At 45.9% G+C, this 25,694-nt stretch carries 19 protein-coding genes and 1 pseudogene; 10 read left to right on the top strand and 10 right to left on the bottom strand.

The annotated features are described in order from the left end of the window. Positions 1–65: 65 nt before the first annotated feature. Positions 66–2,147 carry a TonB-dependent siderophore receptor gene (locus tag C9I98_RS09785; RefSeq protein WP_036815819.1) on the bottom strand — a complete coding sequence of 694 codons (2,082 nt, stop codon included), beginning with the start codon at positions 2,145–2,147 and terminating at the stop codon, positions 66–68. Between the two features lie 263 nt (positions 2,148–2,410). Here C9I98_RS09785 and C9I98_RS09790 point away from each other — a divergent pair, with 263 nt between their 5' ends. Continuing rightward, positions 2,411–2,857 (top strand): hypothetical protein, encoded by a 447-nt coding sequence (locus tag C9I98_RS09790; RefSeq protein ID WP_107271909.1) that lies wholly within the window; start codon positions 2,411–2,413, stop codon positions 2,855–2,857. A 109-nt stretch (positions 2,858–2,966) separates the two neighbouring features. On the opposite strand, the gene fdhF is transcribed toward C9I98_RS09790, so the two are convergent. Then, positions 2,967–7,157 carry a formate dehydrogenase subunit alpha gene (gene fdhF, locus C9I98_RS09795; RefSeq protein ID WP_051901922.1) on the bottom strand — a complete coding sequence of 1,397 codons (4,191 nt, stop codon included), beginning with the start codon at positions 7,155–7,157 and terminating at the stop codon, positions 2,967–2,969. 480 nt (positions 7,158–7,637) lie between these two features. Between fdhF and C9I98_RS09800 the strand changes: the two genes are divergently transcribed. Beyond that, the gene (locus tag C9I98_RS09800; RefSeq protein WP_107271910.1) at positions 7,638–8,585 is read left to right on the top strand and encodes a chemotaxis protein CheV; all 948 of its coding nucleotides are present in this window, start codon (positions 7,638–7,640) and stop codon (positions 8,583–8,585) included. Positions 8,586–8,808: 223 nt separating this feature from the next. On the opposite strand, the gene C9I98_RS09805 is transcribed toward C9I98_RS09800, so the two are convergent. Beyond that, on the bottom strand, positions 8,809–9,051 hold the full coding sequence (locus tag C9I98_RS09805) for a hypothetical protein (protein ID WP_036825458.1): 243 nt from the start codon (positions 9,049–9,051) through the stop codon (positions 8,809–8,811). A 10-nt stretch (positions 9,052–9,061) separates the two neighbouring features. Beyond that, on the bottom strand, positions 9,062–9,814 hold the full coding sequence (gene pdsO / locus C9I98_RS09810) for a sortase-associated OmpA-like protein PdsO (RefSeq protein ID WP_036825461.1): 753 nt from the start codon (positions 9,812–9,814) through the stop codon (positions 9,062–9,064). Positions 9,815–10,045: 231 nt separating this feature from the next. Here pdsO and pdsR point away from each other — a divergent pair, with 231 nt between their 5' ends. The 3 genes from pdsR to C9I98_RS09825 all read left to right on the top strand — a co-directional run bounded on the left by pdsR (position 10,046) and on the right by C9I98_RS09825 (position 13,970). Then, on the top strand, positions 10,046–10,732 hold the full coding sequence (gene pdsR / locus C9I98_RS09815; RefSeq protein WP_036825464.1) for a proteobacterial dedicated sortase system response regulator: 687 nt from the start codon (positions 10,046–10,048) through the stop codon (positions 10,730–10,732). Positions 10,733–10,734: 2 nt separating this feature from the next. Continuing rightward, positions 10,735–12,921 carry a proteobacterial dedicated sortase system histidine kinase gene (gene pdsS / locus C9I98_RS09820; RefSeq protein ID WP_107271911.1) on the top strand — a complete coding sequence of 729 codons (2,187 nt, stop codon included), beginning with the start codon at positions 10,735–10,737 and terminating at the stop codon, positions 12,919–12,921. 440 nt (positions 12,922–13,361) lie between these two features. Beyond that, the gene (locus tag C9I98_RS09825; RefSeq protein ID WP_036824915.1) at positions 13,362–13,970 is read left to right on the top strand and encodes a hypothetical protein; all 609 of its coding nucleotides are present in this window, start codon (positions 13,362–13,364) and stop codon (positions 13,968–13,970) included. A gap of 6 nt (positions 13,971–13,976) precedes the next feature. On the opposite strand, the gene C9I98_RS09830 is transcribed toward C9I98_RS09825, so the two are convergent. Next, positions 13,977–14,267 (bottom strand): hypothetical protein, encoded by a 291-nt coding sequence (locus C9I98_RS09830; RefSeq protein ID WP_051902336.1) that lies wholly within the window; start codon positions 14,265–14,267, stop codon positions 13,977–13,979. 149 nt (positions 14,268–14,416) lie between these two features. After that, on the bottom strand, positions 14,417–14,830 hold the full coding sequence (locus C9I98_RS09835; RefSeq protein WP_107271912.1) for an OsmC family protein: 414 nt from the start codon (positions 14,828–14,830) through the stop codon (positions 14,417–14,419). Positions 14,831–14,947: 117 nt separating this feature from the next. Between C9I98_RS09835 and C9I98_RS09840 the strand changes: the two genes are divergently transcribed. Then, on the top strand, positions 14,948–16,105 hold the full coding sequence (locus tag C9I98_RS09840) for a DUF819 family protein (protein WP_036818454.1): 1,158 nt from the start codon (positions 14,948–14,950) through the stop codon (positions 16,103–16,105). 109 nt (positions 16,106–16,214) lie between these two features. Here the strand turns inward: C9I98_RS09840 and gcvT are convergent, their stop codons facing one another. Both gcvT and C9I98_RS09850 read right to left on the bottom strand, forming a co-directional pair. Next, positions 16,215–17,333: a glycine cleavage system aminomethyltransferase GcvT gene (gene gcvT / locus C9I98_RS09845; RefSeq protein WP_036818452.1), complete on the bottom strand. Its 1,119-nt coding sequence runs from the start codon at positions 17,331–17,333 to the stop codon at positions 16,215–16,217. Positions 17,334–17,648: 315 nt separating this feature from the next. Continuing rightward, a complete protein-coding gene (locus tag C9I98_RS09850) occupies positions 17,649–18,284 on the bottom strand; it encodes a helix-turn-helix domain-containing protein (RefSeq protein WP_036818459.1) in 636 nt (211 codons plus the stop codon). A 588-nt stretch (positions 18,285–18,872) separates the two neighbouring features. Here C9I98_RS09850 and C9I98_RS09855 point away from each other — a divergent pair. From C9I98_RS09855 to gcvP, 3 genes are all read left to right on the top strand, one after another. Then, a complete protein-coding gene (locus tag C9I98_RS09855; RefSeq protein WP_036818450.1) occupies positions 18,873–20,168 on the top strand; it encodes a serine hydroxymethyltransferase in 1,296 nt (431 codons plus the stop codon). Between the two features lie 94 nt (positions 20,169–20,262). Further along, complete coding sequence (gcvH, locus tag C9I98_RS09860; RefSeq protein WP_036818448.1) at positions 20,263–20,643, top strand: glycine cleavage system protein GcvH; 381 nt, start codon at positions 20,263–20,265, stop codon at positions 20,641–20,643. A 145-nt stretch (positions 20,644–20,788) separates the two neighbouring features. Next, positions 20,789–23,674, top strand: coding sequence for an aminomethyl-transferring glycine dehydrogenase (gene gcvP / locus C9I98_RS09865; protein ID WP_036818445.1), 2,886 nt, complete (start codon positions 20,789–20,791; stop codon positions 23,672–23,674). A 381-nt stretch (positions 23,675–24,055) separates the two neighbouring features. Here gcvP and C9I98_RS09870 read toward each other — a convergent pair whose 3' ends face one another. Continuing rightward, positions 24,056–25,276: a hypothetical protein gene (locus tag C9I98_RS09870; RefSeq protein WP_051901964.1), complete on the bottom strand. Its 1,221-nt coding sequence runs from the start codon at positions 25,274–25,276 to the stop codon at positions 24,056–24,058. Between the two features lies 1 nt (position 25,277). Between C9I98_RS09870 and C9I98_RS09875 the strand changes: the two are divergent. Next, positions 25,278–25,544, top strand: a pseudogene (locus C9I98_RS09875) (transposase); the annotation flags it as partial. Between the two features lie 53 nt (positions 25,545–25,597). Here C9I98_RS09875 and C9I98_RS09880 read toward each other — a convergent pair. After that, positions 25,598–25,694 (bottom strand): IS3 family transposase (locus tag C9I98_RS09880; protein WP_146153873.1); only part of this gene is annotated, 97 nt, incomplete at its 5' end.

Consider the following 25,694-nt stretch of genomic DNA (forward strand, 5'->3'; position numbering starts at 1 on the left):
GTCTCAATTGAATTCTTTTTACGATAAAAAAAGGGAAGTTTACACTTCCCTTTTCATTGTTACGTTTAGTAACGAACTTGTAGTGTTGCCATGTAGTTACGGCCTTCACCAATCACAGTCTTAGTCTGGCTGCCACCAGCTAGGTAATCCGTATCAAACAGGTTGTTCACGTTCAAGCGCATAATCACATCAAGGTTTTGGTCATACTTAATGGTGTGTGCAATACCGGCATCAACACGAGTGTATGCATCTTTCTTATAAGTGTTCTGCTCGTCACCGTAGCGATCACCTTCATAGAAAAGACCAACGTTTACATCCGTATTGTTCGCCACTGTGTAACGTGACCAGATGCTTGCTGCAAACTCAGGCACATCAGCTGGACGGTTACCGTCGATGCTAGAATCTGATGGATCTTTGATTTCAGCATCCAGGTAAGTCATGCTTGCGTTCAACGCTAGCTTGTCTGTCACAAAGCCAGATGCTGCGAACTCAGCACCACGGTGCACTTGCTCACCAGCCTGAGTCGTTTGAGTCATACCACCTGCTGCATCTTGCGTAACAACGATGTTTTCCTGAGTAATATCAAACACAGCACCCGATAGGAATAGCTGGCTATCAAGCAATTCCCACTTGGTACCTAGCTCGTAAAGTTTGCCCTTAACTGGATCTAACTCATTGCCGTTATTTACGTCATTTTCGTCATCAACAGGATCTTTTGGCTCAAAGCTTTCTGAGTACGTTACGTAAATCGAACCATTTTCTGATGGGTGGAAAATCACAGCCGCTTTTGGCAATACGTTGTCATAGGTATCAACAGACGTTTCTGACTTATCAAAGCGAACACCACCAAGTACTTGCCACTGATCGTTCAGTGTCACCATATCTTGGATGTACAAACCGTAGTGGTCATATTCTGTTGGATCGTCCGCTTCTACGCTCATTGCGTCAACGTTTGGTGCATCCATTGGCTGACCAACAGTACCTGTTAGGCCGCGCTGACGATCTACTTTACGTTTGTAGTAGTAACCTAGCCAGTTTGCACCAATCAGCATCTGGTGAGATACGCCCAATGCGTCAAACTCACCCACAAAGTCCACATTTGCAGTGTTAAAGACCCAGTGGTCCCAACGATCATACTCTTGGTATGTAAACGTACCATCGGCTGGATTGTAGCTTGCTGGATCAGAAAAGCTTTCCAAATCACGACGCTCAAAATCTTGGTGGTTATAGCTTACCGCCATGCGCCAGGTATCGTTCAAGTCTGCCTTGATATCAACACCGACGTTTTCAACATCGTTTTCGATGTTTGACCACTGCGCATCCCAGATATGCTTGTCACCTAAAACTGGTTTACCGTCGACGATGTAAGCGCCGGTATCAACGCTGCCATTATCATTTGTACGATCATAATGGAATGAAACGGTTACTGCGTCAGTCACATCGTAATCAACAAAAAGGCCACCAACAAAGCGCTCTGTTGAAGGTGTGCTGCCATCAGTATAACGACGCCATGATTCGTAAGTTTGTTTTGCTAGCACTGTACGTGCACGTAGTGTTTGGTCGTCATTTAGTGAGCCACTCACATCAACAACAGTACGTGATTCATTGTTCGAGCCAATATCCTGGCTAACATTCACTTGTGTTTCGTAAGTTGGCTTCTTAGAAACCATGTTAACCAAACCGCCTGGCGCTGACTTACCGTAAAGAAGACCTGCAGGGCCTTTCAGTACTTCTACTCGCTCTAGAAGTTCAATTGGCTGACGGTAGTGAGACCAATGCTGCTTACCATCACGCAAGAAGCTATCACCACTGCTTAGGTCAAAGCCACGTAGTTTAAAGGTTTCACGGTTACGTCCTGTACCACCAGCTGACACACTTGCGTCGTTTTGTAGTACTTCACCCAAAGTGCTCGCACGTTGTTCATCGATAACTTGCTCATCAATGACTGCAACTTGCCCCGGAGTTTCTAGTTGTGTTGCTTCGATGCGCATTGCAGTTGTGTTGGTATCAACTTTGTAGCCATAGTCACGGCCTGTTACTACCATGTGCTCATCGGTTTCGGTAATTTCTGTATGGGTTTGGGCTTGAACCATAGGTGCAGAAAGAATCGCACCAATAAGTAAAGTCAGCTGACTTTTTGAAAACATATTCCGTTACTCCAAAAATTGCGTTTGTGTCTTTGTTTTTTATAAAGGTTTCTATACGCAGTGCTGTTATGTGAAAACCGGATTGGAATATAAGTGATAATTATTATTATTTGCAGTTAATTTACATTCTTTGCAAAAGTAAACTATTGTAAATTTTCGATTTCAGTCTATGACGATTGTTTCAAGTGATATGAAATCGTGCCATTTCCCCCATCCGCAGGTATAATGCGGCGGTTTTTTATTGAATATCCGGTACATTACAAGTGACAGAAGTAAACCTTGATGACGTTCGTCGCCAACTAACAGAGCTAAGTTTCAAAGCTGACAAAATGCGCATTGTGACTGTTGAAGCGATGGATGAGGAAGCACTCGAAGCCTGCACAAAAGCAGAAGGCGAGTGTTTTTATAACAGCTATATGAATGTGGTTTATGGCAAAGGTGAGCGCTATGTTTTGGGTTACCGCTGTGAAGAAACAGTGATTGACCACGCTATCATCCGTAAAGGTGATAAGTATTATGACCCGACCCTACAGGCAGAGGGCGACTTCAAGCCTTATCAGTATGCAATTCTGACTGAATTCCAGGTTTTCGATATGATGACTCACGCGAAATCGAACAAAGATTTCCCGCCGGATGTTGATTACCTACTTAAGAAAGCAAACAAGTTTAAAAACGTTATCGACGTGGAAAAGCTGAAAGCGAAAAAGTAGCCACGCTTTTCCAGCGGTATAGCAGGCTACCAACAGCAGATAGATAACAAAACACCCAGCATTTGCTGGGTGTTTTTTCATGTCACGAGTTGTTCGCTAAGGCGTTAGCTTATGCCACTTCAACAACAGCTTGTTGCTCAGCATACTTCGCCTCAACCGCAGAGTCAGTGACTTTTTCCACTTTCACCGCTGCCACCTTGAATTCAGGGATCTTGGCATGTGGGTCGGTCGCCGTGACTGTCAGTTTGTTGGCTGCCGACTCAACAAAGTGGAATGGCACAAATACCACGCCTGGCTGCATTCGCTTAGTGACAAAGGCTGGTGTTTCAATGCTGCCTCGACGGGTCGATACGCGAAGCATCTCACCATTACGAACACCAATACGTTCGGCATCCACCACAGAGATCATTGCACGAGGCCCTGCTAGGTTATCCAAGCCCTTGGTTTTGCGCGTCATGGTGCCGGTATGGAATTGCTCCAACAGGCGGCCAGTCGTCAATACCAGTGGGTACTCGTCATCAGGTAACTCAGCAGCGTAACGGAATGGTACTGCTGCCATCTCACCCTTGCCACGAATAAAGGTGTCTTGGTGCATGATACGCGTACCAGGGTGATTGTCATCACGACAAGGCCACTGCAAACCGTCACGACCAACCCGCTCCCACTTAATACCCGCGTATTGTGGTGTCAGCTCGGCAATTTCTGCCGTAATGTCTTTCACTGATTGATACTGCCAGTCACTACCCATCGCATTCGCGATGCTCTGGATGATCACCCAGTCCTCTTTCGCTTCACCCGGTGCTTTAATTGCAGGTGAGATACGCTGAACACGACGCTCAGTGTTAGTAAAGTGACCAGCCTTCTCTGCAAATGAATAAGAAGGCAAAACCACATCCGCAAGCTGCGCTGTTTCAGTCAGGAAGATATCCTGCACAACCAAGAAATCCAATGTATCGATGGCTTCAAGGACATGCGCCTGATCCGGATCACTCAGCACTGGGTTTTCACCCATAACATAGAGACCACGTACCTCTTTTTTACAGGCCGCATCAACGATTTCAGTCAGGGTTAGTCCCGATTCGGCAGGTAACTCACGCTGCCAAGCGTCACTGAACTTACGGTGAATCGCTTCATTGTATACCTTCTGGTAACCCGGGAAGTTATTCGGCAACGCGCCCATATCGCAGGCACCCTGTACATTCGACTGCCCACGGAGCGGGTTGATACCCCCACCCTCGATACCAATGTTGCCACACAGCATTTGTAAGTTGGCAATCGAACGAACATTGTCGTGACCGGTTGTGTGCTGGGTAATCCCCATTGAATAGTAAACCGCTGTACGATCTGCCGTACCAATGGTTTCCGCCATACGCAGCAAGTCAGCTTGTTTGACGCCTGTCACCAGCTCGACTTTCTCTGGCGAGTAAGCATCACTCATCACTTCTGCTTTCAGCTCATCTAAACCATTAACACGAGAGGCAATATAAGCATCGTCTTGCCAATTATTCTTGATGATCTGCTGCATGATACCGTTAAGTAGCATCACATCGGTACCCGGACGGTGGGCAACGTATTGCTCGGCATGATCCGCAATATCAACGCGCTTAGGATCGGCAACAACAAGTCTTGCCTTACCTTTGCGGATTGCTTGCTTGATATGGGAAGCGATAATTGGGTGAGCCGCGGTCGTATCAGAGCCAATAATAAAGATCACGTCAGAATGCGCGATACTTGGAATATCATTGGTCATTGCCCCACTACCCAATGAAGCTTCCAGCCCGGTTACGGTCGTCGAGTGGCACAAGCGTGCACAGTGGTCGACGTTGTTAGTCCCCAACTCGCGACGAATAAACTTCTGAAATGCGAAGTTATCTTCATTCGTTGTTTTCGCCGAAGAGAAACCGGCCAACGCATCGCCACCGAACTCAGATTTGATGGCAGTAAACTTGCTTGCAATCAGCTCAATGGCCTCGTCCCAAGACGCCGGCTCTAGCTCACCGTTCTTGCGGATAAGCGGCTGTGACAAACGCTCCTCGCTTTGGATAAAGTCAAAGCCAAAGCGACCTTTGACACACAGCATACCTTGGTTGACTGGCGAATCTTTAGTGCCCTGTACATATTTGATTTGGTTTCGGGTTTCGTCAACAAACATGGTGACCTTACAACCCACACCACAGTAGGTACAAATTGTATCAACCGGCTTGAGCATCTCGATGCGGCCTTGCGACTTATCGCGAGCATCCACCAAGGCACCCGTTGGGCATACCTGCACACAAGCACCACATTGAACACAGTTCGAGTCACCCATGCCGTAACCATTCTCGAAGCCCGGACGGCATTCTGGTCGCTTGGCACTGGTGCCGTCGTCATTTTTCATGAAGCTCAGCACACCGTGTACGGCTTTCTCGTTACAGGTATCAACACACTGGCCACAGCTGATACAACGGTTTGCATCAAATACGATGAATTCAGAGCTATCATCCACTGCAAACTTCTGGCAGCTTTCAGTCGCTAACTCCGCTTTATCCACTTCATACTCTGTGGTGTAGTCACGCAGTTTACAGTCGGTATTCGCTTGGCAAGCACACTCAAGACAGCGAGCAGCCTCGCGCATTGCCTCTTCATTTATGAAACCCGTTTCAACTTCTTCGAAGCTCAACTCACGTTGCTCAGGTGTTAATTCAGGCATGATCGAACGCTTAGCCTTCAAGATGCCCTCGAACTGCTTAGGATCAACCTCTTTTATCTTGGCGGCTTTTTGCGAATTAAACGGCTTAACGGGGATATGCTCCATATCACCGTTGAAGAAGCGGTCAATCGCTTCTGCGGCAACACGACCATCTGCAATGGCTTCGATTGCCGTGGCAGGACCGCGGCGGAAGTCACCGATGCTAAAGACGTTCTCAACACCAGAATGCATGGTATCTGCATCAGACTCTAACGTAGCCCAACGGGTCAATGGCAATTCCACATCGTCATCGTCAAGGAAAGACAAATCTGGCTTTTGCGAAACAGCCGCAATTACGGTATCGAAGTGCTCGGTGAAGTATTTACCCGTTGCTTGCGGGCGACGGCGACCCGATGAATCTGGCTCGCCAAGCTCCATCAGCTCCAGCTTCACCTCGGTCACACGGCCGTTCTCATCAGCAATGTTTTCAACTGGATTTGTAAGGAAGTGGAACTTCACGCCTTCGTGCTCAGCTTCTACAATTTCGTAGTCTTCAGCTGGCATTTCATCACGGGTACGACGGTAAATAATCGTTGTATCCGCGCCGGCACGTACTGCGGTACGCGCACAGTCAATGGCTGTGTTACCGCCACCGATAACAGCCACTTTCTTGCCCGTGGTGTAGTGTTGGGTTGTGACGTAATCCTTTAGGTAATCAACCCCTAGATAGCAACCATCAAGATCACTACCGGTATAATTCATTTCAACGGCCAGTGATGCACCAACAGCCAGACAAACCGCATCGTATTGGGTCATCACTTCTGACAATTTAATGTCTTTGCCCAATGCCTTGTTGGTCTGGATTTCCATGCCATTGCGGCAAATTATCTCGATTTCTTTATCTAGAATAGCCTTTGGTAAGCGGTATTCAGGGATACCGTAACGTAGCCATCCACCTGCTTGTGGCATCGACTCCAACACAGTGACGTTGTAACCCTCGTTGCTGAGGTAATAACCACAACTCAAACCACCTGGGCCACTACCGATAATAGCGATAGATTTACCTTTATCCGCCTTGCGTGCTGGCACATATTGCTCTTGGGCTTCAAGGTCAATATCAGCGGCATGGCGCTTCAACTGACGAATCGCAATCGGTTCGTCTACGATACCGCGGCGACATTCAGCTTCACAAAATGCTGGGCAGACACGACCAATCGACAATGGCATCGGCAAGGTGCGTTTGATCACCTCAACCGCTTTTACATGGTCGTTCTGGGAGATGTGGTAAAGGTAAGACTGAATATCAACACCCGCTGGGCACGCCGTTTTACACGGTGCCTCACAGTCTGCATAGTGATCAGACATGATACGGGTTAACGATTGACGACGAGACTCAGTTAGGGCTTCACTTTGTGTCACCACCTGCATGTCAGATTCAGCGATTGTCTCACACGCACGCTGCATTCCTTTGCCGTTTACTTCTACCATGCACAAATCACATGGCACTTTTTCACCGTTTTTGTTGAGCCCACATAACGATGGGATGTCTATTTGATGCGTATCCGCGATTTCAAGTATTGACAGCTGACCATCAACAGCGATGCTCTTTCCGTCTATAGTGACATTAATCATAATTGCCTCATTCTGTTGCTGGCATTGTGGAAGTGACAATAAATCAGGCTACTTCTTTGGCAGCTCTCTCATGATTCGTTGATTATTTATTCGCGTTAAATACGCCACAATGCTCAGGATGATAACCATTCAGAACTGTTGTTCTTCAAGGGATTAGTCGATCATCTTTTTTTGTTATCCGATCAGGCTAACAGCAGCAGAAGAAAATTCCTTGATTTGAAACACTTTAGAGGATTATTTTTGCGATAAATAAAGAGTAAATACTCAGTAGCATTGTGTCGCTATTAGTATCAATCTGGATAAATAATAATTGTGTAGCTATATGGCTATACCCAGACTTTTGCCTAAGCCTTAAATGATCTGATTCAAACTATCTAGGTATAAGGCAAGGTATAAGGCGTGACATTGGTTCCGACTTAACCTTATAATTCATAGATAAATTTAATAATTAATCCATTTCCACACAGCCTTGAGCATTATATGGCCACTATTTTAGACTCCGTTGATCAGCGTACCCAGTTAGTTGGTGAAAACCGCCTTGAATTACTGATATTCCAACTCCATTCAGCCCAGCTGTTTGCCATCAATGTGTTTAAAGTAAAAGAGGTCGTTAAACTCCCTAAGCTCAACGTGCTACCTGGCTCCCACCCTAATATTTCTGGCATCGCCAATATCCGTGGCGCTTCTATTCCTGTAATTGACTTGCGTCAGGCCATTGGTATGCGAAGTACTGAGCATGAAGGTGAGTGCAATATCATCATCACTGAGTACAACCGTACCGTTCAAGCCTTCTTGGTCGGCCAAGTAATGAATATTGTTAACCTGACTTGGCGTGATATTCAGCCACCGCCAAAGCAGGTCGGAAAAAATAACTACCTTACAGCGATCACTAAGCTAAATCGCGATGGTGTTGATCGTTTAGTCAGTATTATCGATGTTGAAAAAGTGCTGGCAGAAATCGTTGATTACGATATTCAAATATCTGACGACGTCCTTGATAACGCCATTGTGAATCACTTCCATGGCCGTAAAATTCTTATTGTTGACGACTCTTCAACAGCCAGAGCACAGATCAGAGATACCCTTTCCCAGCTTGGGCTAGAAGTTATCGAAGCGAGTGATGGCCTTAAAGCCTTAAACCTACTCAAGAGCTGGTGTGATCAAGGAAAATCTATCAACGATGAAATCCTGATGATGTTTACCGATGCAGAAATGCCTGAGATGGATGGCTACAGGTTGACCCATGAAATCCGCAATGACCCACGAATGCGGGATCTACACATTGCGCTAAACACTTCACTCAGCGGCAGCTTTAACGAAGCCATGGTAGAAAAAGTGGGGTGTGATCGCTTCATTTCTAAATTCCAGCCGGATCTGTTGGTGGAAGTAGCTCAAGATAGATTACGTTCAGTTTTACAATCACGCTAAAGACTAAAAAGCCCGCTATATTCCCAAGCTACTTCAAGGTGCTGGTTTATAGCGGGCTATTTTCAATAAGATTTTCTGTTTCAATACCTGCTAAGCCCCCTTTCTTTTCGCGCCAAGTTTAATGCCATCTCATATTGTTGTATCAACAATAAATAATACTGAGGTGAACTATCGTCAGGTTAATCAGCAACTTAATAAGAAATCGCTCGTCAACAATCACCCACTACTCCTTCCCGGGCTGGGTTTTATCAGAAATGGATGGAATGTGCTGATCTATATCTAAGTCCAATTCGCTGCCATCTCCCTGCCAGGCATACACCACTTGACCATCTGGTGTCGTAATACGCTGCGCCTCTACATCGTCGGCTTTTACTGTTAATTGCATCGTCAGCAACAAGACAATCAGGAAGGAAAGCACCCAGCTAGGTGCCTCCTTGGTCATGGTATTCATCACCATCTTATTCATGGCGCACTCCTTAATGAGCGTGAGCAGTGCTCACTTGGTTAGTACCACTTCGTAGTGTCACGCGACGGTCAAAGAAGTCACCTTCAAAGTTTTGCTCCGATTTAAGCGGCTCTAAGTCACCATAAGCAGAAGCGTAAATCTGATTCGTATCAACGCCATGCTGTTCAAGGTATGCACGAACAGCTTCTACTCGGCGCTCTGATAGTTCATAGTTCATACCACTATCACCACGGCGGTCGGCATAGCCCGATAGTTCCCATTTGATCTCCGGCGCCTGTTTCATCACTTCAGCCAACTCATCAAGTTGTGCTTGGAACAGTGGCTCGATAACATCAGAGCCAGTACGGAAGTGAACATTCATTTCGAGCGCCAAATCAATGTCACGCTGGGTGTTCATCATTTGGTTCCTTTCTTGCTCTAAGCGTGCAATTTCAATTTGCGCCTGGTTATAGCGCTGACTAATACGCTCCAGTTCGCTATTGCGTGCGGTAAGTTCAACCAACTCTTCGTCTTGTGATTGGATGTAGCCTTCCTGCCCAACAGCAGTACCAACAATACCGCCAATCATGCCACCTACTACGGCGCCAATCGGGCCACCAACAATGGCACCAAAAGCGGCACCAGAACCAAGGCCAATCAGTTGCTCTTGCTCACCGACTTTATGGCTATCGCTTGCCACATCGCTTGAGGCCATCACTGCTGGTGAAATCATTGAAGCCATTAGTGAACCGGCAATGATGGTTGAGATTAGCTGCTTTTTCATTTTGTTATCCTCATCTAATGTGTGATGTTGTTCCGTTTCGATGAGGTAATTAAACCAAGCCGATCTGGCAAAGCGGGGGATAAAAAAAGGCAATGTGCTGATGAATTGTGGCAAAAAAATGGCAATTGCTCCGAATTGCGTTTCTCCCCTTTTTTAACCACTAATTTATTGTATAGTCACCTCAATCATCGAAGCGCTATACGCTCCCTTTCCTGCTTATATAGAGGCGTTATGAAAAATATTGTCATTGTTGAAGACGAAACTGCCATCCGTGAAAACTATATGGACGTATTAAAAAAGCACGGTTACCAAGTGCAAGGCTATGACAATCGACCTGATGCACAGGCCGCTTTCGAGCAACAACTGCCGGATCTTGCGATTATTGATATCGGCTTGCAGGACGAAATTGACGGCGGTTTCACCCTTTGCCAATCCCTGCGTGCAATGTCGCCTACCTTGCCGATTATTTTCCTCACCGCGCGAGATAGTGATTTCGATACGGTTTGTGGCTTACGCATGGGCGCAGATGACTACCTGACGAAAGATGTCAGCCTGCCTCACTTGATGGCTCGCATCGCGGCTTTATTTCGCCGGAGTGACTTGATGGCGACACCGACTGAGCAAGACACCTTGATGGAGCGCGGCCCTTTAACCATCGACAAAAATAAAATGCAGATCTTCTGGAACAAGCAGCTAATTGAGCTGACTGTGACCGAGTTTTGGATGGTCTATGCCTTAGCTAAACGCCCCGGCCACGTTAAAAGCCGCCATGACTTGATGGATGAAGCGCAAGTCGTGGTTGATGACAGCACCATCACCTCTCATATCAAGCGAATCCGAAAAAAGTTCATGCAATTTGATAGTGAGTTTGATTGCATCAACACCGTTTACGGTATGGGCTATCGCTGGGGCGCTTAATCATGAAAATTCGCCTACCACGATTTTCTTTTGGCTTGAGGCCGAAATTCATCCTGATATCCAGTTTGTTACTGACCTTGCCATGGTTAGGCTATAACTATGTGCTTGAAATGGAAAAGCTGCTGCGACAAGGCCAAGAACAAACACTGGTAGGCACCACCCGCGCGGTTGCCACTGCACTAAATGAACGCCCTAACCTGTTTAATGACCAAGCTAGCTTCCTTCAGTCAGTGCAAAGAGGGCGTGATTTATACGCCTATGATTTGGCAACCCCAATCAAACTTGACGGTAACCTAAATGACTGGGCTGATTACGATGACAAGCTCGTTAACTATGGACGGGATTACGTCCAGTTCAGCCGACGGCCTTACAACAGCAATAGCATCAGCTTTCGCCACATGGTGGGCAAATACGAAGGTTACCTGTATGCGGCTTTTGACGTAAAAGATCCTCGTCCGGTACTGCGCCGCAAAGGGTCATTACGTGTCGATCGCAATGATCACCTGATCATCGCGATGACCTCTCCCAGCGGTGAATTTCACCGCTACGTTATTTCAGCTTATGAAGATGGCTGGGTTAACGCCTACCATATTGATGGTGATATCAGTGATCCGGCATCGCTGACATTGGAAAACCAAATCCAAGGCTACTGGCGTGGTACTGAAAAAGGATACAACATAGAGCTTCGTATCCCGCTCAATATGCTAAGTAACAAACTGGGCTTTGCATTCTATGATGTAAACAACAGTCGTAACCGCGAAATAGACACCATCATTGGTACTTCCAATACCAATCACCTAAACCGTCTTGGCACCGTACTTGTTCCTTCTCCGGAGATCGAGAAGATTCTTAAAGGCATGGGGCATACAAGCTCGCGTATTTGGGTCATCGATCGCCATCAGCGTGTATTGGCCCAAACCGGCGATATCCAAAATTCCAATGGTGTTTGGTCTTCGTCAGTCAAATACAAAGACGAATCGACGTCATGGCTCGCAAAGCTCGAAGAGACATTTTTACATCCCTTGTATTATCGCTACCTGATAGAAGAGCCGGAAGCGTTTGAAGACCCACTGATTGATGCCGCCCAAGTAAAAGGGGTGCATGTATCACAAGCATTGCAGGGGCGCGGCTATTCTCATTGGCGCCCTTCAGAAGATGGTAAGGCGATGATCCTCGCTGCCGCCTACCCTATCTGGTTAGGTGACAACGTAATGGGCGCCGTGATCGCCGAAGAGTCAACCATAGGTATCCAAACCTTAAGAAACCGGGCATTAGAAGAGCTGCTCAACGTCTTTATTGCCATCATCGCTATCGGCACGCTCACCCTGTTTTTATTTGCGTCTAAAATTTCAGGTCGTATCCGTCGCTTACGTGATGACGCCGAACGAGCAATAGACAGCCAAGGTAGGATCCAGCAGGCCATCGTACCCTCAAATGAAAGTGATGAAATTGGCGATCTAAGCCGAAGCTTGTCAGCCATGGTAGGTCGGTTAGGCCAATACAATCACTACCTGGAAAACTTATCTTCACGCCTGTCTCATGAGTTGCGCACGCCTGTTGCGGTAGTACGCTCTTCGATTGAAAACCTATCTTTGCAACAGCAAGATGAAGACTCTCAACGCTACATAGCTCGAGCCCAAGAAGGTGTTCAACGATTGAGTACCATTCTTTCAAGCATGACAGAAGCAACCCGTATCGAGCAAAGCCTGCAAGGGGCCGAGAAGGAAGCCTTTCCTCTTAATGAGCTAGTTAATGGCTGCATGCATGGTTACCAAATGGCATATCCTGACCAAATATTCGAAGTCAAAGCGCAAGAACGCATGATGATCGAAGGTGCCCCAGATTACCTGGCACAACTGCTCGATAAGCTCATTGCCAATGCTGTCGATTTTAGCCTGCTTGGTACGGCAGTAACCGTTTCACTAAGGTCAACCAATAGCCAAGCCATTTTGACGGTCAGTAATATTGGCCCACTGCTGCCCAAAAACATGGCCGACCAGTTACTAAACTCAATGGTTTCAGTGCGAAGCCAGCAAAAGCAGAATAAGCCCCACCTTGGACTTGGCCTCTTCATCGCAAGACTGATTACAGAATTTCACCAAGGCCAGATCAAGCTTCAAAATAGAGCAGATAAACAAGGGGTTGATGTGATTATTTCGTTGCCACTAATTGGAGGTGCGTCGGAATAATGAATAGAAAAGTAGGATAAACAAGTAAAATAGCACTTCCGGGTGCTATTTACCCTCATGCCATTACGGCTGCTGTAAATAAACCAATTGCAGCAGCAATGGCAACAACAGCTAATATAACTTCAAAAATGACTTCTCGCATAAAGCCTGCTTATTGGTATCGAAAGCATGAAACTGCTGAACAGGTAGCAATAAAAAGTTCAGCAAAGAATAACCATGATATTACTGTGCTAGCCTAAATCTAACCTGAACAATCCATAAGGTAACGGTTTCATTCCCACCGCCTTTGACGTGGGCTTAAAACGTAAGTACCTACTTGAAATAAAAGAAATTTAATTGCGGCGCATATCACTCCAAAACACAATTACGCTTGCCTTAACGCGCCCTGCTCATGGATAAATACGTATCAGCGACAGCTCTCATTCAGGAAGATTAAAAAGGTGAAAAGCGTTATTCTTCTTACTTACTTTTTCTTTGCGTCACATTTACATGCAGAAGACAGCTTAAATATACCGATTAACCAATATACTGCCTTAAATATATTGGCAAAGTTTAAAATTAGCACTGCTGAACTTCCAAACGGTACTGGTGATAATCAAGACGGGCTTATCGGTGATGATCTGAACAAAAATACAATAAGAGATGATTTTGAACGCGCGCTTCTCTCCACTTATCAACAGCCAGAATTTGTTGCTATGGGGGTACTCGCTTCAATAAAATGGTCACAGCTGTTTATCTTAGACCTGTCATCGACGGTAGACCAAAACCATTCTGAGCTACTCGCATTGACCATGGACAACCTTGCTATTGATGCTTGCTATGAGCAATTGGTAAAAGCCATCCCTATGTTGCAAAACCCGAAAACCAGTTTCTTTAACACCCCAGTTCGCCAACAGGCTAAACAGCAGATTGAACAACAAATTCGTAAAAGAGTGCCAGTTCAATCCTTTCAAGAAACCCACTACAAACACCCTTGTGATGTATTCAAAGTGCTTATCGAAGATTTCCCCATCAAAAATCAACCAATCGAAATATATTCAATGCGTTAGCTCAGCCTACTCCTGGCTCTTTTCTAGTTCCGACACCGCGTCTTCTTGCCAAGCCTGCTCGGTTAACGAATGGGTTTGCGCCATGAGTTCCTGCTCTTTTTTCTCTATGGCTTGATACTGCGCATCACAGACACTTCTGGTCACCTTGTCCGTACCGTAGGTGCTCATACAGCGTTCAATATATTCTTCGTAGGACATCAATAAAGATTCTGCCGATGCATTATGGCAGCCAACAACCACTGTAAACAGCGCAGCAAGCGGTAATTGTTTGAGTAGGCATTTACTAAAACGATTCATGATCACTCCAAGCAAACCAACACCTTTTAAGCAAAGTTGATTTAGCAAAGGAGCGCTACTTTGAAAGTGAGACAAGAGAAACAAATCTGATTCTCTTGTCTGAGAAAGCACCGATTTATTGAGAATCCCGATTTATTGAGAATCCCTACTTAGAGAACACGATACTCCCAAGTTAACTCTGCTCCAGAGCGGGCGATCATGATTGAGACAGAGCAATGGGTTTCGAAGGTCATTTCAATCGCTTTTTCGATAGCCTTTTCAGTTAGGTTTTGCCCCTTAAGCTCAAACTCAAAATGTAGCTTTGTAAACACCTTTGGTGCCACAGGCGCTTGCTCGGCAGACACCAGCACTCTGCAACTATCAAGCGGCTGACGCTGCTTGTCCATAATGCTTGTAACATCGATAGATGCACAGCTAGCCGCAGCACTGAGCATCAATTCCATCGGTGTCTGTGCGCTATCGGTTCCACCAAACTGAGTAGGCGCATCGGTAATCACTGCATGGCCTTGGTCGACCGTGCTCACAAAACACTTACCATGTACCCATCTTGTCTCAATTTTCATCTTTATATCCCAAAAATAAATAACAATGTGATAAATAATATACCGGTTTGTCACACAATTTCCGTGACCTCCGTTAAAGGTATATCTATCTACATATCAGAAGCTTAAGGAAAAATAATGATCACAGAAGGATTTGATTTTATCGCCGTGATGTTCGGCCTCTGCGGCATCTTGGTTTGGCTTGAACAACGCTACCCCAGCCAGTTGTTCAAGTGGTTTCCCAGCATCGTGCTGGTGATGTTTGGCTCCATGGCTTTATATACCATCGGCATGTGGGAAATGACGCCCGAAATTAAAGCAACCCGCGCTGCCGTTCGCGATAATGCCATACCGGCAATGTTATTTCTGATGTCGCTTAGTTTTAATCTCAGTGTAATTAAAAAACTGGGCTCACGGTTGATCATCTTATTCTTGGCTTCAACTGCCACCATCATGGCAGGCTTCATTGTGGTGCATCGCCTCATGGGCGGCTTCTTAAGTGATGAAACACCCCTAACATTTGGTGTCATGTCTGCTGGATGGACCGGCGGTACTCAAAACTTTGTAGCGGTAAAAGAAGCGTTGGCGGTTACTGACGCTGCAATGGCTTACACCCTTTTGATGGGCGCACTGTGTTACACCATCTGGCTCATTGTGATTGTTGCCCTTAAACCAATGAAAGAGCGTTTCAATGGCATTTTAAAAGCGGATGATAATGGCTTAGACGAAGTATTAACCAAACTGGGTAGCCTAGAAAAGAAAGAGAAGCCTGATCTTCAAGCCATTTTGTTGATGCTTGGCCTGTCTCTGGTTATCTCCGCGATTAGCCATCATTTAGGTGCTGTTATTGCTTCGATGGGACTGCTGAACCCAATGATTTGGGCAATCATTATCTCGTCAATGCTGGGGATTCTGGCTGCGCCTACAGTACTCGGCAAAATGTCAGGAGCTAACGAAGTATCTGGGGTCATGCTGTATGTTGTTGTTGCATTAATTGGTGCAGAGGTGAACTTAAGTGCGATTGGGCAAGCGCCGATGTACATACTTTCGGGCTTTATGATCCTGGCAGTGCATGCCGGTTTAATGCTGTTTATTGGTCGAATGATGAAGATGAACCTTCATCTTATCGGCTTGGCCTCTATCGCCAATATCGGTAGTGCGCCTTCAGCCGCTGTTGTTGCTGCAGCCTATGATAAAAACCTTGTGCCTGTCGCGGTGATAATGGCGCTCATCGGCTCCATGCTTGGCTCATTTGTCGGCTTAACGGTGAGTGAAGTCATTACCATCATCAGCTAAAAGCACTATTCAAGCCGAATAGACAGCATGATCAAAAATGCCAAAGCAAATCGCTTTGGCATTTTATTTAGCTCTTTAAGCACTGTTTCTGTACTAAACAGGCAACAGATTAGCCACGGTAGTAGTTCTGAGGAACAAACGGCATTTTCTCAACAGTCATAGGTAACTTCTTGCCACGCACTTCTGCGAAAATTTCAGTACCAATAACAGCAAGATCTGTCTTCACATAAGCCATTGCCACTGGTGCGCCTTTCGTTGGGCCAAACGTACCACTGGTAACAATACCGATTTCATTATCATCAGCATCAAACAGCTTACTACCTTCACGTACCGGCGCTTTAGACTGACCAATCAAGCCAACACGCTTACGAGCAACGTCTTTTGTCTTAATTTGCTCTAGGATAATGTCGGCGCCAGGGAAGCCAGCTGCACGCTCACCGTCAGCACGGCGCGGCTTGCTAATACCCCATAGTAGGCTTGCTTCAACAGGTGTCGTCGTTGTGTCAATGTCGTGACCATATAGACACAGGCCACACTCAAGGCGAAGTGAATCACGAGCACCAAGGCCAATCCATTCTACTTCGTCTTCACCAAGCAGTGCGCGAGCCAGCTCTTCCGCTTTGTCTGCAGGTACAGAGATTTCATAACCATCTTCACCTGTGTAGCCTGAACGGCTAACCAAACACTCAGCACCAACAAGCTCAAGTGACGTTGCATCCATAAATACCATGTCACTAACAGCAGGGTTTAGTCGAGCTAGTACTTCAGCTGCTTTAGGGCCTTGCAGTGCAAGCAGTGCACGGTCGTCAATTAGCTCCATCGTAACATCTTCAGGAAGGTGAGCCTTGATATGGGCAATATCTTGGTCTTTACACGCTGCGTTCACAACAACAAATAGGTGATCGCCAAAGTTGGTCACCATCAAGTCATCAAGGATACCGCCTTGCTCGTTAGTGAAGAACGCATAGCGCTGCTTGCCTGCAGGCAGGTCAATAATATCGACAGGCACCAATGATTCCATTACCTTCGCTGCATTTGCACCATGAAGGCGTAGCTGACCCATATGAGAAACATCAAATAAACCAGCTGCTTCACGACAGTGAATATGCTCTTTACGTACACCTAGCGCATACTGAACTGGCATATCATAGCCAGCAAACGGCACCATTTTTGCGCCCATTTCGATATGTAGTGCGTGTAGAGGTGTTACCAGTAGATCTTGAGACATACGTTAATTCTCCGTACACCGCGAGCATGCGGCTATTATTCCATTTAGGCTGTTACAGGCATGTTAAACACAGTTTCCAATAATAGACAAAGTTTATTGGTAGTTAAACTGTGCTACATCACATAATAATTGTTAAAACTGTTTCTCATTGATTTCGATACACATTGCATCGGGCAATTAAGCTTAAACTGCTAGCATCGATGAGCAGAATACTAACAGTTGTAAATTCATCACTTTTTGTTTAACAAGCGAGTGTCTAACGGTTTTTTCGCTTTCTTTATTCTAGTCAGGCAATTTATAGCCATGTTTTGCAAACTAAGAAGATGTCACCCAAAGAATATGCGCATCTTGCTCACTGACCGACACTAACATGTGCCCCATCGTGGCATCATAGTAAACAGAATCCCCTTCACTGAGGTTAACCGGTTCGTAAAACTCCGAGAAAAAGGTAATTTCCCCTTCCAGCACCAACAAGAACTCTTCGCCATCATGGCGGATCCAATCAGAGTAGTCCTCGAACTCACGGGCACGGATGCGCGATTTGAACGGCATCATTTTCTTCTTGGTTAACTGCGTCGCTAACAGCTCATGCTCATAAGTCGTTGTTGGGTGTGGCTTACCCTCTTCTTTACGGGTAATGTCACGACGACCGGTGGCAGTAATTTGCTTTGGCGGAGAGAAAAGCTGTGGAATATCAATATCTAACCCACTCGCCAGCTTTTGCATTGCCTGGAAAGTCGGTGAAATTTGCTCGTTCTCAATCTTAGACAACGTCGAGCGCGCTAACCCAGTACGCTTACTGGCTTCCTCTAGTGTTAAGCCATGTGCGGTACGGATTTCTTTCAGTCGCTTACCCAATTGTAGGGGTTCGATTTTCTCTGCCTTTTCGCTTTCCTGCTCCTTTACTACCGTCATTGAGGGGTAGACATCGACCGATTGTTCATTACTCATTTCATCCATCCTTGATTACTGCTTTACTTCATTCTGGCATAGTGAATCGGAAACATAAAAGTCATCAATGATCAAAACTATGACCTATGCAGCATATTTGAAACAAAGTTTCCAAAAGGAAAAATTCAGTTTTCCGTACCAAATTTAACCAGTTTGATGCTAGCTTTTTGTTCTGCAGCACATGGTAATGTGCTGTCAGAAAATCGCTGCCACAATTTTTACCGCCCCTTGCCACACAAGGGCTGAGCAACATTTTTAACGGGCTACCAACATCACAATTCGTATTAATTTCATCAATAAATTTTGCGTAATAATAGAAATTAAGATGACAAAAGGCAAACGTTTGCGTAACATTGCTGTTATTAAAGTGTATGAGAATCCACTATTGGAAATTTCTGTTTGATCGGCTATCTATAGAAAGGTATGTTACGCAGTTGTTAGGGTTGAACGGGTATGCTCAAACCGTCAACCGCCCTTCAAACAAGAAAGGGGCAACAAGCGAAAGACATTATCCATAACAACGAAACACACTTAACGCTCGGCATAAAAGGACAGTCCTTCAAGAGCGCGATTTGAGGATAACGTGAAATGAAAGCTTCATACCAAAACCATGATTTAGAGGTCTTCTTCTCTACTCACCTTGCACAGGTTGACGGTGCAGTTAACGCAGGCATTGCTGCCGAGCTTAACCGCCAAAACCAGCAGATCGAGCTAATTGCCTCTGAGAACATTGTGTCTAAAGCGGTCATGCAAGCCCAAGGTAGCTGCCTAACCAACAAATATGCCGAAGGATATGCCGGTCGTCGTTACTACGGTGGCTGTGAGCATGTCGACGAAGTCGAATTGATTGCCATTGCTCGTGCCAAGCAACTTTTCCAATGTGAATATGTGAATGTTCAGCCTCACTCTGGTGCACAGGCAAATGGTGCTGTAATGCTTGCGCTGCTTCAGCCAGGCGACACCATTCTTGGTATGTCACTGGATGCCGGTGGCCACCTTACTCACGGTGCACGCCCTGCCCTTTCTGGTAAGTGGTTTAACGCGGTTCAGTATGGTGTTGAAAAAGACACTTGCGAAATCAACTACGATGCAGTTCGTGAGCTAGCACTGGAAAGCAAGCCGAAAATGATCATCGCGGGTGGTTCAGCCATTCCTCGTCAAATTGACTTTGCTAAGTTCCGTGCAATCGCTGATGAAGTAGGTGCCTACCTAATGGTTGATATGGCCCACATTGCAGGTCTTATTGCTGCTGGTGAACACCCTAGCCCGCTTCCTCATGCACACGTTGTAACCACGACAACTCACAAAACACTTCGCGGTCCTCGTGGCGGAATGATTCTAACCAACCACGAAGACATCAACAAGAAGATCAATTCTGCGGTCTTCCCTGGCCTGCAAGGCGGTCCATTGATGCACGTCATCGCAGGTAAAGCCGTTGCATTGGGCGAAGCACTAGAGCCAGAATTTAAGCTTTATATCAAGAATGTGATCAGCAACGCGAAAGTATTGGCAGAAGTACTGCAAGCTCGTGGCTGCGATATCGTAACTGGTGGTACAGATACCCACCTAATGCTTGTTGACCTGCGCCCTAAAGGCTTGAAAGGTAACCAAGTTGAAGAAGCACTTGAGCGTGCTGGCATTACTTGTAACAAGAACGGTATTCCATTCGACCCTGAAAAACCAATGGTGACGTCTGGTATCCGCTTAGGTACGCCAGCTGGCACTAGCCGAGGTTTCGGCAACGAAGAATTCAAACAAATTGGTGAGTGGATTGGCGACGTCCTAGACGGCCTTGTTGCCAACCCAGAAGACAACAGTGAAGTTGAGCAGCGCGTGAAGCAGCAAGTGCAAAAACTATGCAGCCGCTTCCCACTGTATCAATAACACAACATAACAACGTTATTTTGACCTACTAGGCTCGTTAACGGGCCTAGAACAATAATCAATATCTGCGGAAATATTGCGCAAGGAGTTTTACATGGAAAATACACTGAAGTTCACCGAAAGCCACGAGTGGGTACGCGACAACGGTGACGGTACTATCACTATGGGTATCTCAAACCACGCTCAAGGTCTTCTTGGTGATGTTGTATTTGTAGACCTACCAGAAGTTGGCGATTCAACAGAAGCGGGTGAGTCTTTCTCACTGGTTGAATCTGTAAAAGCAGCGTCAGATATTTACGCGCCAGTTACTGGTGAAATCGTTGAAATCAACGAAGAGCTAGAAGATAGCCCAGAGCTAGTGAACGAAGAACCGTATGAAGGCGGTTGGATTGCTAAAATCAAAATCTCTGATGTTGAGGAGCTTAGCAACCTAATCGATGGTGATAAGTACCTAGAAACTATCGAAGAAGATTAATTGAACACAGGCTTTCAAGCCTTAATCCCCTATTGGGAATGCTTGAAAGCCCTTTATCACCCAGTGATAAGTTTAAATCTTACGATGACCCATCACTATTGCAGTATGCTCAATGCAATAGGTAGTAACAGTTCAGGAAAGAACCATGACCGACATGACTCTTCTAAATGCATTAAGTGACGATAAAGAATTTGCTGGTCGTCACAACGGCCCGGATTCAGCACAACAAAAAATCATGCTGGAGACCATTGGCGTTGCAAGCGTTGATCAGCTGATCGAAGAAACCGTACCTGCAGGTATCCGCCTGCCGGAGCCAATGAAGCTCGACCAGCCACAAAGCGAAGCGGACATGCTAGCAAGCCTTAAAGCTATCGCTGGTAAGAACGTAATCAACCGCAGCTTTATCGGTCAGGGTTACTACAACACGCTAACACCGAACGTTATTCTGCGTAACGTGCTAGAAAACCCAGGATGGTACACAGCATACACGCCGTACCAGCCAGAAATTTCTCAAGGCCGCCTAGAATCACTGCTTAACTACCAGCAGATGGTGATGGACCTAACCGGTATGGAGCTGGCAAACGCATCACTACTTGATGAAGCAACAGCTGCAGCCGAAGCAATGACCCTGTGTCAGCGCGCTGGTAAGAACAAGAGCAAAGCCTTCTTCGTTTCTGACGATTTGCACCCACAAACCGTGGACGTTGTTCGCACCCGTGCTGGTTACATCGGCATTGAAATCATCACTGGCTCTATCGACGAGCTAGACAGCCACGACGTATTCGGTGCTTTGGTACAATACCCAGGCACAACAGGTAATGTTGCTGATCTTACCGAGATCATCGAAAAAGCCCACGCCAAGAAAACCCTTGTGGCCGTTGCATCAGACTTGCTTGCTCTTACCCTTCTAAAATCACCGGGTGAAATGGGCGCAGACGTTGTTATTGGTTCAGCACAGCGCTTCGGTGTTCCAATGGGCTTCGGTGGTCCACACGCTGGCTTCATGGCAACCAAAGACAAGCACAAGCGTACCATGCCAGGCCGTGTTATTGGCGTATCAAAAGATAGCAATGACAACCAAGCACTTCGCATGGCAATGCAAACCCGTGAGCAGCACATCCGTCGTGAAAAAGCGACCTCGAACATCTGTACTGCACAGGCACTACTCGCCAATATGGCTGCATTCTACGCGCTTTACCATGGTCCAGAAGGCCTACGTAAGATCGGTCGCCGCGTACACCACCTAACAGCGATTCTTGCTGCAGGCCTGCGTAACTCTGGTATCGAACTAGCAAACGAAAGCTTCTTCGACACCATCACGCTAAACGCTGGCAAGAAAACAACTGAGTTCTACAACAAGGCTCTTGATGCAGGCATTAACCTGCGTAAGTTCCCGTCTGGCACTCAGCTAGGTATTAGCCTAGACGAAACAACCAAAGTTGAAGATGTTGAAGAGCTACTTGCCCTATTTAGCGGCGACGAGCTAAAAGCTTCAATGTTTACAGCAGACATCGCAAGCGATGAGTTTGCCGCTATTCCAGAAAGCTGCCGTCGTACTAGCGAATACCTGACTCACCCAGTATTCAACCAGTACCACAGTGAAACGCTAATGATGCGTTACATGAAGAAGCTGGAGAACAAAGATTACTCTCTAACCCACGGCATGATCCCGCTGGGTAGCTGTACCATGAAGCTAAACGCCGCAGCTGAGATGATCCCTGTTACTTGGCCTGAGTTCGGCCAGATGCACCCGTTCGCACCTGTAAACCAAGCTCAAGGTTACGCAGAGCTAGCAGATAAGCTATCTGAAATGCTGTGCTCAATCACCGGCTATGATGCGTTCTCACTACAGCCAAACTCTGGTGCCCAAGGTGAATACGCAGGCTTGATTGCTATTCAGCGTTACCACGAAGCTAACGGCGATGCGCACCGCAACGTTTGTCTGATCCCAAGTTCAGCACACGGCACTAACCCTGCATCAGCGGCAATGGTATCGATGAAAGTGGTTGTTGTTGGCTGTGATGACCAAGGTAATATCGATGTTGAAGATCTAAAAGCGAAGATCGAAAAACACCGCGATAACCTATCGTGCATCATGATCACCTACCCTTCTACGCACGGCGTATATGAAGAAGCCGTACAAGAAGTTTGCGAACTAGTACACGAAGCTGGCGGTCAGGTATACCTAGACGGCGCGAACATGAACGCACAGGTTGGCTTAACTAACCCTGGCTTCATTGGTTCTGACGTTTCGCACCTGAACCTTCACAAAACATTCTGTATCCCTCACGGTGGTGGTGGTCCAGGTATGGGTCCTATCGGTGTTAAATCTCACCTAACCCCTTACCTACCAGGTCACGTAGAGAACACAGAAAGCGAGCAACCACAGTACGCCGTTTCTGCTGCTGACTTAGGTTCTGCTTCAATTCTACCTATCTCATACGCTTACATTGCGATGATGGGTGAAGAAGGCCTAACTGAAGCCACTAAGCTGGCTATCCTTAACGCAAACTACGTGATGGAGCGTCTACGTCCACACTACCCTGTGCTATACCGTGGTACTCACGGCCGTATAGCACACGAGTGTATTGTTGATATTCGCCCAATCAAAGAAGCGTCTGGCATTTCTGAAGAAGACGTGGCTAAGCGTCTAATGGACTACAGTTTCCACGCTCCAACCATGTCGTTCCCTGTAGCGGGCACACTAATGATTGAGCCAACCGAGTCTGAAGACATTGCCGAACTAGACCGTTTCTGTGACGCGATGATCGCTATCCGCCACGAAATTGCACGAGTTCAAGACGGCGAGTGGGATCTGAAAGATAACCCGCTAGTTAACGCTCCTCACACTCAGGTAGACCTAATGGCCGCCGAGTGGGATCGCAGCTACAGCCGCGAACTGGGTTGCTTCCCATCAGCACAAACCAAAGATGCGAAGTACTGGCCAACAGTAAACCGCGTTGATAACGTGTTCGGTGACCGTAACCTTGTATGTTCTTGCCCAAGCATCGAGAACTACATCGAGGACTAAGGTTAATGATCACAGATAACCAAGTTGGAAACTTTGATAACCGAGTTGAAAACCGATAACTAAGTTGGAAACTAACTTGAAAACAAAAGGCGAACCATTTGGTTCGCCTTTTCTTTAAACCTTAGCAAAGTCACCATCCATTGGTACTTTTATCTATAATGACTTAGAGTCTGTACAGTATTGAGTAACGTAAGGGGTTCAAACTTATGCCCAGAATCAAATGCCGAAAAGCCAGAAAAAACTATAGTCAAGAAGATGTGACTGTTTTTATCCAGGCAGTCAACCGTTCAGCTAGACCTATATACTCTGAAAAAGATTACTACCTACATGCAGAAAAAATTCACGCAACACTTCCAGCTAACAGTGAAGGTGAATAGATACCTATAACACTTCGATTTCAGATTCACGAAACCAGCCAGACTCTAAACTCTTCCTCTTTACAGCTTCGGGAGCTTTTGTATAAGCAACGACAGCCAAACTCTTTTCAGCCCTACTACAAATCACGTAGAACAATCTTCTAGTTCTTGATATTACATTGTCGCGCCCTTCAGCCACGTTCTTTAGATCCTTATCGGATAAAGCTTCTGCGCCAAACAGTTTTTCATACTTAAACAAAAAACCGTTTGCTTCATCATCATCCATTATTGCTAGGACACGTTCAAACTCTAGACCTTTAACACCTTGGTGAGTAGCAAAACCTAACTGCTCATTTATGTATAGGTCATAGCTATTTAAGTGACTAAGTGGAGCCTTTAACGCAAGATCCCACGCGGATAATGTATCACTTATTTGAATTTCTTCAGCCTCTGAACCTTTATCACCATTAACAAAAAGAGCTTGGAGAGTCTCTGGAATATGAAGTAAATTGTGCTCATTAACTAGACGCAAGACTGACCAAATAGTTGGATCATTATCAACTATTAATTTGCTCACAAGAGCGACTGCATGATCTGTCTCTTTCAATGTTGCTATTGGCTCTTCACGAAACCTAAAATTGTTAAAACTAATGATGTGAGAGTTCTTTTTTATAAGATTCGCTATTAAGAAATCATTGCGAGCCCTGATTGCATGGATGAATGGTAAAAACTGACTACAGAGAAACCTTAACGAAATGTTAGTCCCATTTAAAAGCGAGTCCCTTAAATAGTCAATTTTAGCTAGTGGGACATAAAATTTATCGAAACCACCGCGACTAGCTGCCATCGCATGTTCCAAAGTCAGCACTTTCGATTGACTAGGCTCTGACCACAAAGAGTCCCCTGTAATAGACGCCATTTTTTCTCTAATTTTATCCTCCACTTCAGACTTATCAGCCCCAGAGGAGTTCACTATAAATAGCCTTACATTTCCTTGAACAGCATCTTCCTTTGGATCTTGTTTTTTACCATCAGATTCCTTACGAATACTATTTATAAGCGAAACAACCCTTTTCGCAGAGCGATGATTAATTGTCTTAGATGGTTTCTCCCAATCGATAGGAAGGGTAGATTCCAAATCATCTTTTCCCCCTCCATAGATTCTTTGCATTAAGTGTAGTGGCACACTAAGTTTGGCCACCTGATTAGAGGTGATATCATTACCTTTGAAGTAAACAGGTGACATTATGACTAAACGTACAAGAAGAACCCTAAGTGCTGAGTTTAAGCTTGAAGCTGCTCAGCTTGTTGTTGATCAAGGCTACACAGTCAATGAGGCCGCTGAGGTGATGGGTGTAAGCACATCAGCCCTTGGTAAATGGGTTCGTCAGTTAAAAGAAGAACGTGATGGTAAGCCACCTAAAGCATCTCCTTTAACGCCAGAACAAATTGAAATCCGCGAGCTAAAAAAGCAATTAGCGCGGCTAGAAGAACATAACGAAATATTAAAAAAAGCCACAGCTCTCTTGATGTCGGATGATCTGCTCCAGCCAGACTGGACACTTCATTAAGCGACATTTTGCTTTTCAAAGTTAACTGGGCTTAGGTACCCAAGAGCACTGTGCCTTCTCGTCTGATTATAATCAACCTCAATGTACTCAAAG

The sequence above is a fragment of the Photobacterium sanctipauli genome, assembly GCF_003026495.1.
GTDB classification, from domain to species: Bacteria; Pseudomonadota; Gammaproteobacteria; order Enterobacterales; family Vibrionaceae; genus Photobacterium; species Photobacterium sanctipauli.